The sequence below is a fragment of the Mesotoga sp. B105.6.4 genome (assembly GCF_002896535.1).
GTDB lineage: Bacteria > Thermotogota > Thermotogae > Petrotogales > Kosmotogaceae > Mesotoga.
The window spans coordinates 107,927-116,534 of the sequence record NZ_JWIM01000044.1; the positions used below are offsets into that span (position 1 = coordinate 107,927).

Here is an 8,608-nt window from a genome sequence, read left to right on the forward strand (position 1 = left end):
TGTCTAGTCAATAACTCATAGACCGACGATAAACGGTTCGTTTGCCGGGGTGGTTCTTATGACTGCTTCCAGATGTGGAATTCCGTTTACATCTTCCAGATCGCAGCAGACTGCCGAGCCCGAACCACTGACAAACCAGAAAGAAGGCCTTCTCTCTTCGATGCTGAGGACGAATTCCCTCATCCGTGAATCGCTGTTTATTCTGTAAGTCTGATGGATTTCATCCTGTGAGTATTTCAGAGCGCTACCAAGATCGCCCTTTGAGATTTTGGCTACAAATTGCGAAACGCTTTTTATATTGCTCACAGCGTCTTCAAAGGGAATCGATTCGGGAAGCGCCTTTCGCATTACATCTGTGGAGAGCTTGAATTCTGGCACCAGAAAAGTCAGTCTGTGATCTGGCATTTCAAACTTCTCGTAGTCGAATCTCTTTCCGTCGTAGTAAGAGACAACGAGCCCTCCAAGCATACATGGGACGATGTTGTCAGGATGACCTTCGATCTCGGTCCCGATCTCGAGAAGCTTCCTTACGGGAATACTCCCTCCAGTCATCACATTCGCTATAAACAATGCGGAGGCAATTGCCGCTGCACTCGATCCGAGTCCCCGGGCAGGAGGTATCTCACACTCCTGAATTATCTGGATTCCCGGTACCACCTTGCCGGTAATCTTCTCAAATCTCGCTATAGAACTTCTGAAAATCTCTTCCGCATCCTCGATCTCTATTCCATATCTACCTATAGATAAAACCTTAAGTCGATTCGCCTTCTCGAATTGAACGGTATTATGGAGCTTCAAAGCCATACCCACCACGTCAAAGCCGCTTCCCATATTTGCCGTCGTGGCCGGCGCCCTCAGTCTCATTTCAGACCTGCCTCATGAAGGACTGCCTCCAGACTGTTCTGAATGACTATGGGCATATCTACAGACTTGATGACTGCATCGGGGTCTTTGAGACCGTTCCCGGTCAAAGTACAGACAACGAGATCACTTGACCGGAACAACCCCTCTTCGGCCTTTCTAAGGAAACCGCCAAAAGAAGCTGCAGAGGCCGGCTCGCAGAAGACACCCTCGGTGTTCGCGAGCTGCTTCTGCGCGTTCAAGATCTCTTCGTCGGTCAAGGCTTCTATTACCCCTCCCGACTCGTCTCTTGCAGCGACTGCCTTCTTCCAGCTTGCAGGGTTACCAATCCTGATGGCGGTCGCAATAGTCTCGGGGTGTTCGAAGACCCTGTCATATACAATTGGGGCAGCTCCCTCGGCCTGAAAGCCCATCATCTTGGGCAGGCTGTTTGACAGACCTCTCTCGTGATACTCCCGATACCCCATCCAGTAGGCAGTAATATTGCCCGCGTTCCCTACCGGTATGAAGTGGTAGTCAGGAGCCCTTCCTAGAACGTCGATTATCTCGAAAGCGGCAGTTTTCTGACCCTCAAGTCTGTAAGGATTCAGACTGTTCACAAGCGTTACCGGATACTCTTCAGAAATCTTCTTCGCAAGTTCAAGACAGTCATCGAAATTCCCATCTATCTGAATTACCTTTGCGCCATAGATCATCGCCTGGGCAAGCTTGCCCAGAGCGATTTTTCCCTCTGGAATTAAGATTATCGACTTCAAACCGGTCCTTGCAGAGTAAGCGGCAGCGGAGGCCGAAGTATTTCCGGTAGAGGCACAAATTACGGCCTTTGAGCCCTCTTCAATCGCCTTGGCGATAGCCAGAACCATCCCTCTATCTTTGAAAGAGCCTGTGGGATTAGCCCCTTCATACTTCACGTAAACTTTCGGTCCGAATTTCCTGCTGATGTTCTCCAGATATATCAGAGGCGTGTTTCCTTCAAGGAGGGTAATCCTCGGAGTACTAAGAGTTACGGGAAGAAATCTCTCGTAGCTAGCTATTAACCCTTTCATTCGATCTCCTCCAGACTGAAGGCACTGTGAATAGCGTTTACAGCCAAACGCACCTTCTTGCTGTCAATTACGACCGAGATTCTGCTGTTGCTGGCGCTTATCATATCTATGTTGATCCCTTCATTTGCAAGAGTCTCGAAGAGAGTCGCAGCTATGGCCGGTGTGGCAGTCAGGTTGACGCCCACTATGGAAATCTTTGCAATAGCTCTTTCTATGGTTATTTCTCTGGCTTCGCTTCTCGATTTCAAAATATCCTGCTTGAGCTTTGCAAGGTCGCTCGCCTGAACGGTAAAGGCCATTGTGTTGAAATCACCGCTTCTCATACTCTGTATTATCATATCGATATTCACATTCTGCTCGGTAAGAGTCTTGAGCACTCTTGCAGCTATTCCCGGCCTGTCAGGAACTTCTTGCAGAACCACTTTTACGATATCCTGATCAGAAGTTACTGCTCTTACGATAGGTTGCTCCACTTTCGATCCCCTCCATATAAGCGTGCCTCTGGCGTTCGTGTGCGCGTTTTTCACGAGCACCTTTATATCATACTTCCTGGCGAATTCCGACGCTCGGCTTTGAAGCACCTGAGCTCCCTGTTTGGAAAGCTCGATCATCTCTTCCCATGAGATTTCTTTGATCGGTCTGGCCTTCCGGACTATCCTCGGATCGGCAGAATATACGCCATCCACATCTTTGTAGATTTCGCACAGTTGTGATCCCAGAGCCTTCGCAAGCACTACGGCCGTAAGATCCGAACCCCCTCGTCCTAACGTCGTGATCTCGCCAGTATATGTCGATCCCTGAAAGCCTGCGACAACGGGAACATATCCATTTGAAATGTGGCGACTTACTAGATCCGCGTCGATTGAGACGATCCTTGCATTTGAGAAATTCGAGTCAGTCTGAATCCTAGCCTGATTGGCAGAAAGTGAGATAGACTTCATCCCCAGCTCCTGAATTGCCATCGCTACAAGTGCTATAGACTTCTGCTCGCCGGTAGCTAGAAGCATATCCATCTCTCTGCCGTTTGGCTTACTGGAGATCTCTCCGGCGAGTTCATAGAGAGTGTCAGTTTCGACCCCCATGGCCGAAACAACCAGAACGGGCTTGACTCCGCTTTGAACCTTTCTCTGAACACGTTTTGCAACATCCCTTATCTTCTCCGGCGTGTCGACCGACGTTCCTCCAAACTTCATTATCACGACTGAATTGCTCTGCTTCTCGGCGTATCTCGATGCCCTTAGAATATCCGAGATAATCGCAGTTGCAGTTGGTTGTGCGCCTGCACCCTCTCCCCTGAGAATAAACTTTCCAGACAGATCCGTTTCAACCTCTATGGCATTCTCAACACCATCTACGCTCCAGAGTGGATCATCTCTTTCTAGTTCCTGAGGTCTAACAGAAGCTCTTTCCTTCTCGAAATCAATCGTCCCTATGAGCTTGATCTTCCTTCCCTCGTCTGCAGCCCTTTCTATGTCTAGTTTATCTATATCTTCAATTCCTTTCGTCTCTATTGTTGCTATTCCGGGGAAAATCCCAGTCTTTATACCCGTGAGCACCGATAGCTTGTATGCAGCATCTAAGCCCTTCACATCGCTTGATGGATCGGCTTCTGCATAACCCCTTTCCTGAGCAAGCCTCAAAGCTTCTTGGTAACCAATTCCCTTCTGCATCTCAGATAGAATGAAATTCGTTGTCCCGTTGAGTATACCGCGTATGCGTTTGATTCCGTGGAATATCAGGTAGTCCTCAAGAAGCGAGATTATTGGAATGCCACCACCCACGGCAGCTTCAAAGAAGAGACTCTTAATAGGGGAACTGTCGGAGAAGTCATTACCGAATTCGGAGATAAGCATCTTGTTCGCGGTAACCACTGTTCTGTTGAGTTCCAGAGACTGTCTAACCAGTTTTCTGGCGGCCTCAGTCCCGCCAATAGTCTCGACTACAATATCGCTGTTGATAATCAGGTCTTCGAAATCCTCTGCGATCAGGTCGGACGGGATTCCAAGTTTGGCGTACTTGCTTCGAGTCCTTGTTATTACCTTGGAGACAGTACATCTCCTTCCCGATCTCTTCTCGATATCATCTCCCTTTTCAGAAAGAATAGCATATACGCAGGACCCTACTGTGCCGAGTCCGGCAATTCCGATTCTCAACTTGGTGCACCCCCTCCTGAAGCAATGAAGCCGCTATTAATCAAAAGTATACACCGTAAACGCGTGGTAGCGGGTCAGGTTGGAAAGAGTGGAATGAGACGCAATGCGCCGAAAGGCACAGCGGACGCAAGGCTGGGGAGAACATCCCAGGTCGCAATGCTGGCGAAGATCGCGCCAGGACGCAATGCCCGCTTCGCGGGGAAGCAACTCAGAACAACTCACTGAGGCCGTTTCTTTGAAGTGCTCGGCGTGCAGCAAAAAGCGGCTCTTGCATTCGAGATCCCGATCAGTTGCATATCGGGATGACCCTTAACAGGAGCATTCCAGCTATTGTTGTTGATTTCAGAGGACGGTAATCCTTTGACAGCCAACGTGGTTTTCATCAGCGTACAGCGGGCTTCTTGAAGGACGGCAGACTGTTGGCGGTCAACGTTCTACTCAGCAGCGTTCACAGATTGGTGGCTATTAGCCCGCAAAGCGGAACTGGCGTTAGCAGACTGGCTCCTTTTTTGCCTCCTGCCGAAGGCAGCCTTGCGTCTGATGTTTTATGCCAGAGTTTGCTGCGCTTACGTGAAGATCGAGACTCTGACTAGGAGCTTTGTCAGAATGACGACATGTGGTGTCTTCTGAATAACCTAAGGCAGTCATTTCAGACTTGGATCCGGAATCTTGGTTTCGATCTTCTTCTTGGCTTTAACGGAGAACGGAGAACCGATGGCGGTGAACCGAAAAAGCTAACTCTCTGTCTCATCAATTTCACGAAGATAGTCGATAACTTCTTCGAGAGAGAAGTATCTGCTCCATCTCTTCTGCTCTCTACCATCAACCTGCACCACAATCGTCGGGACTGTAAAGACGGAGTGTTCTGAAGCAACCGCAGGATTCTCAACAGTATTTATCTTGTAGAATTTCCAGGAAACAAAAGTGTCTTCAACTTCATCAAGTTTCGCTTCAATCGCAGCACATACTCCGCAGCCCGGACTATAGAAGTCAATAAGAACCTTTCCGACGACTCCCCTCAATTCTGTTAGGGTTACTTCCTTCACTTCATCGCCTCCCAAAAGCATTATAATTGATAATAATAGTAGAATATATGCGAGGTGGAGTCTTGCAACAAAGGAATCAAGATACGGCAGTATTTGTGCCAATCGTGAAGCTCTGCGGAGAATACTATCTGCTTCTTACGCGAAGATCGACAGGGATAAGCCATCCGGGGCAAATCAGCTTTCCTGGCGGTCATATTGAAGATGACGAAACTCTTCTAGAGTGTGCAATAAGGGAAATGAGAGAGGAAATTGGTGCCTCTCCGTCTTCTCTTAAAGAAGTCTACCCGCTGAACATAAATACTACAGTCACATCAGGAAAAGTGATCACCTCATTCGTTGGATTCATAGATAAGCTTGAGTTCAAACTGGACAGGGGAGAAGTTGAGGACGTGATCTTTCTTTCGCTAAAGGCTCTTATGCTAACCTCCCCGGAGACAATTATTATGCCCAATGGAAAGAAGACCATCAGATACCGCTTCCCCGGTTTCGTAGTCTGGGGAGCTACGGCAAGAATAATCGAAGTAGCTATTGAGAGAATACTAGAGATAATTGAGAGTTGTGAAGAAGGTATGTCCGAGTGTATAGATGTCAATTACAAAACACATATAAGAGAGGAGTGATTGAATGCTAGACTTCACGTTTCACAATGCGACCAAGATAATCTTCGGAAAAGATACCGAACAACATGTTGGAACCGAGATTTCCCGGTTCGGCAAGAGAGTTCTTCTTCACTATGGTGGAGGCAGTATAAAGAAGACCGGCTTGTACGACCGTGTTGTAAAAAGTCTAAGAGAAGCCGAAGTTGAGATCTTCGAGCTTGGAGGAGTAATGCCCAATCCAAGGTTGTCTCTTGTAAGAGATGGAATCGAACTCTGCCGAAAAAAGAACGTCGATGCAATCCTCGCAGTTGGCGGGGGAAGTGTTATCGACTCGGCCAAGGCGATAGGAATTGGAGTACCTTACGGTGGAGATGTCTGGGACTTCTACTCGACCGGCAAGAAAGTAGAAAAGATGCTCCCGCTCGGTGTTGTGCTAACAATTCCTGCAGCCGGAAGCGAATCGAGCGGCGGATCTGTAATCACAAACGAAGACGGCTGGTACAAGAGAGCAGCAAACAGTGTTCACATGAGAGCGAAATTCGCAATAATGAATCCCGAACTGACTTTCACACTGCCTGCTTACCAGACGGCGGTAGGTGCGGTAGATATAATGTCCCATGTCATGGAAAGATACTTCACAAATGTGAAGAACGTGGATTTCACGGACAGACTCTGCGAAGCTACTCTAAGAACAATGATCAAGAACACTCCCATAGCTCTAGAAGAGCCTGAGAATTACGATGCGAGAGCGGAGATAATGTGGGCCGGAACCATAGCTCATAACGACTTGCTCAGCACGGGAAGAATCGGAGACTGGGCTACTCACGGCATGGAACATGAACTCAGCGCGATATACGACATAGCTCACGGCGGAGGCCTGGCGATTATGTGGGCTCCGTGGATGACTTATGTGTATAAGCACGATGTGGAACGCTTTGCCCAATTTGCGTACAGAGTCTGGGACGTCGAACCGGACTTCCGTAATCCTGAAAAGGCCGCTGTTGAGGGAATTAGAAGGCTGAAGGAATTCTTTGCTAGTCTCGGTATTCCCGTTACCCTGACAGACGCCGGAATTCCCGACGACAAGTTTGAAGAAATGGCCAAGAAGGCAACTGAAGACGGACCTCTGGGACAGTTCGTACAACTTCATAAGGACGATGTTAAGAAAATCTACGAATTGGCGAAGTGAACTTATGCTCGGTTGAGTGTTACCCCCCCGGCCAAGAAAAATCTCGTTTTTCGTTCCAGAGCGAGGATCTGTTCTTCGTTCTTGGTCAAAGGGAAGATCGTGGTTGGGTTTGGAAAGAGCGGAACAAGACGCAAGGCTGCCTTCGGCAGGAAGTGAGGCTCGCTAACGCGAGGAAGTGATGCCCGCAGAATCGTCCGGGGAAGTGATGCGCCGAGAAGCATCGGCGGAAGTGATGCCACCTTCGGTGGGACGCAAGGCTGGCGAAGACCACGCCAGGTCGCAATGCCCGCTTCGCGGGGAAGTGATGCTGGCGCTGTTGCGCCAGGATGAGAAAAAGCGACTCCTTCGAGCGTTATTGGTTCTCCGCAACGGAAAGATCATCTGTTTCAAGTTTCATGATGCAAGTTTTAAAAGCAGAAACCAAGGCAGCGTTTCTTCCAGCGCGCAGCGGTATTATATGATTAATGTGTCGTTTCTTTTGTAGGGGCGAACGGCTGTTCACCCTTGAGAACAAGAAGAACCTGGAGGTTTGCATTTTGGAACATGATGAAAGACTTATGAAAAGGCGGTCAATTAGACTGAAGGAGTACGATTATTCTCAGACCGGAGCTTATTTCTTGACGATATGTACATATCGGAGGCAGTGTTTGTTGGGAGCCATGGTTGACGGAAGAGTGATCTTGAGTAGCATTGGCACGATCGTTGTTGAGAGTGATTAAGATCTGCAGAAATCAGAAAGGAAATCAAACTAGACACCTTCGTGATAATGCCTAATCACCTGCACGGAATTGTAGCTATACAAAGAGGCGAAAGGGAGATTGTAAGCGGCTGTTTGAAAGCACATGAAAGCGTTATGAAAGCAAAGACAATTGGTTCTTTCGTCTCGGGGTTCAAAGCAGCTGCAACGGCTAGAGTAAACGAACTGCGCGGTACGCCCGGGAAATCTCTTTGGCAACGAAATTACTATGAACATGTCATCCGTGGGGAGAAAGAACTGAATCGAATTCGTGAGTACATTGAGAATAACCCCTTGCGATGGCACATAGACACCTAATTTCCCGGACAAATTATACCTATGAGTTTGGTTGAATCTTCAGACTCTGGAGTATTTCGCGTTGTGGTTTGGTAATCTCAGTAAGGATATGACCGTACTTGCCTGAATATCGTACCTGAGTTAATGTTTCCATCTCGAGAAGGAGTTCTCGGACGGTGTATTTCTCAATGAGTTTTGTATCACGCATTTTCTTTCTCAAAGCACTCATAAGGATCAAGGCAATAAACTGAATAAAGAGTCTGCCATCCATAGAAGCAGCACTGTGAATGCGCAGGCGTTTCATGTCCAGCTGATTCTTCAAGTCATCAAAAGACTTCTCGATCGTATCCTTATTTCGGTATACCCTTAGTGCTTCTACAGGATCTTTAATGCCGTTAGTCAAGATTGCGAGGAAACCTGCGTAACGATCGCGGTATTTCATAATCGCTTCATTATTGAACAACACCTTCCTCCCTCTGACGGGTGTTTCCTTAATGATGAAGAAGGCATCGTATGCCTCTTCATGACCACTTACAGTCTGCCCACTTGCCAGTTCTTCCTTGTAAGAGAGTAATTCTTCAGTGAATGTATCCATTGCAGTGGCTGCTGCGATGTGCCAAGAAGGCGAAGAAGGAAACTTCAAGCCATGCTTAATCGAAGATGAGGGAGGGCCCCTCGAAG

The 8,608-nt window shown here is 48.0% G+C and carries 8 protein-coding genes and 1 pseudogene; 4 read left to right on the forward strand and 5 right to left on the reverse strand.

The features are described from left to right. Positions 1-15: 15 nt before the first annotated feature. The 4 genes from RJ60_RS10190 to RJ60_RS10205 form a co-directional block, all read right to left on the reverse strand. Positions 16-864 carry a homoserine kinase gene (locus RJ60_RS10190; protein ID WP_103134667.1) on the reverse strand — a complete coding sequence of 283 codons (849 nt, stop codon included), beginning with the start codon at positions 862-864 and terminating at the stop codon, positions 16-18. Continuing rightward, positions 861-1,907: a threonine synthase gene (gene thrC, locus RJ60_RS10195; protein WP_103134668.1), complete on the reverse strand. Its 1,047-nt coding sequence runs from the start codon at positions 1,905-1,907 to the stop codon at positions 861-863. Before thrC ends, RJ60_RS10190 begins: the two co-directional genes overlap by 4 nt. Further along, the gene (locus RJ60_RS10200; RefSeq protein WP_099829835.1) at positions 1,904-4,060 is read right to left on the reverse strand and encodes an aspartate kinase; all 2,157 of its coding nucleotides are present in this window, start codon (positions 4,058-4,060) and stop codon (positions 1,904-1,906) included. The genes thrC and RJ60_RS10200 overlap by 4 nt, the downstream gene beginning before the upstream one ends. Before the next feature lie 734 nt (positions 4,061-4,794). Continuing rightward, entirely contained in the window at positions 4,795-5,106 is a 312-nt protein-coding gene (locus RJ60_RS10205; protein WP_099829836.1) for a co-chaperone YbbN, read from the reverse strand. A 62-nt stretch (positions 5,107-5,168) separates the two neighbouring features. Between RJ60_RS10205 and RJ60_RS10210 the strand changes: the two genes are divergently transcribed. From RJ60_RS10210 to RJ60_RS16240, 4 genes are all read left to right on the forward strand, one after another. Beyond that, a complete protein-coding gene (locus RJ60_RS10210; RefSeq protein ID WP_099829837.1) occupies positions 5,169-5,726 on the forward strand; it encodes a CoA pyrophosphatase in 558 nt (185 codons plus the stop codon). A 4-nt stretch (positions 5,727-5,730) separates the two neighbouring features. Beyond that, entirely contained in the window at positions 5,731-6,894 is a 1,164-nt protein-coding gene (locus RJ60_RS10215; RefSeq protein ID WP_099829838.1) for an iron-containing alcohol dehydrogenase, read from the forward strand. Between the two features lie 536 nt (positions 6,895-7,430). Next, positions 7,431-7,613 carry a hypothetical protein gene (locus RJ60_RS16235; protein WP_243392311.1) on the forward strand — a complete coding sequence of 61 codons (183 nt, stop codon included), beginning with the start codon at positions 7,431-7,433 and terminating at the stop codon, positions 7,611-7,613. A 113-nt stretch (positions 7,614-7,726) separates the two neighbouring features. Further along, the gene (locus RJ60_RS16240; protein ID WP_243392312.1) at positions 7,727-7,948 is read left to right on the forward strand and encodes a transposase; all 222 of its coding nucleotides are present in this window, start codon (positions 7,727-7,729) and stop codon (positions 7,946-7,948) included. Between the two features lie 19 nt (positions 7,949-7,967). Here the strand turns inward: RJ60_RS16240 and RJ60_RS10230 are convergent. Beyond that, positions 7,968-8,608: pseudogene (locus tag RJ60_RS10230) on the reverse strand (hypothetical protein); the annotation flags it as partial.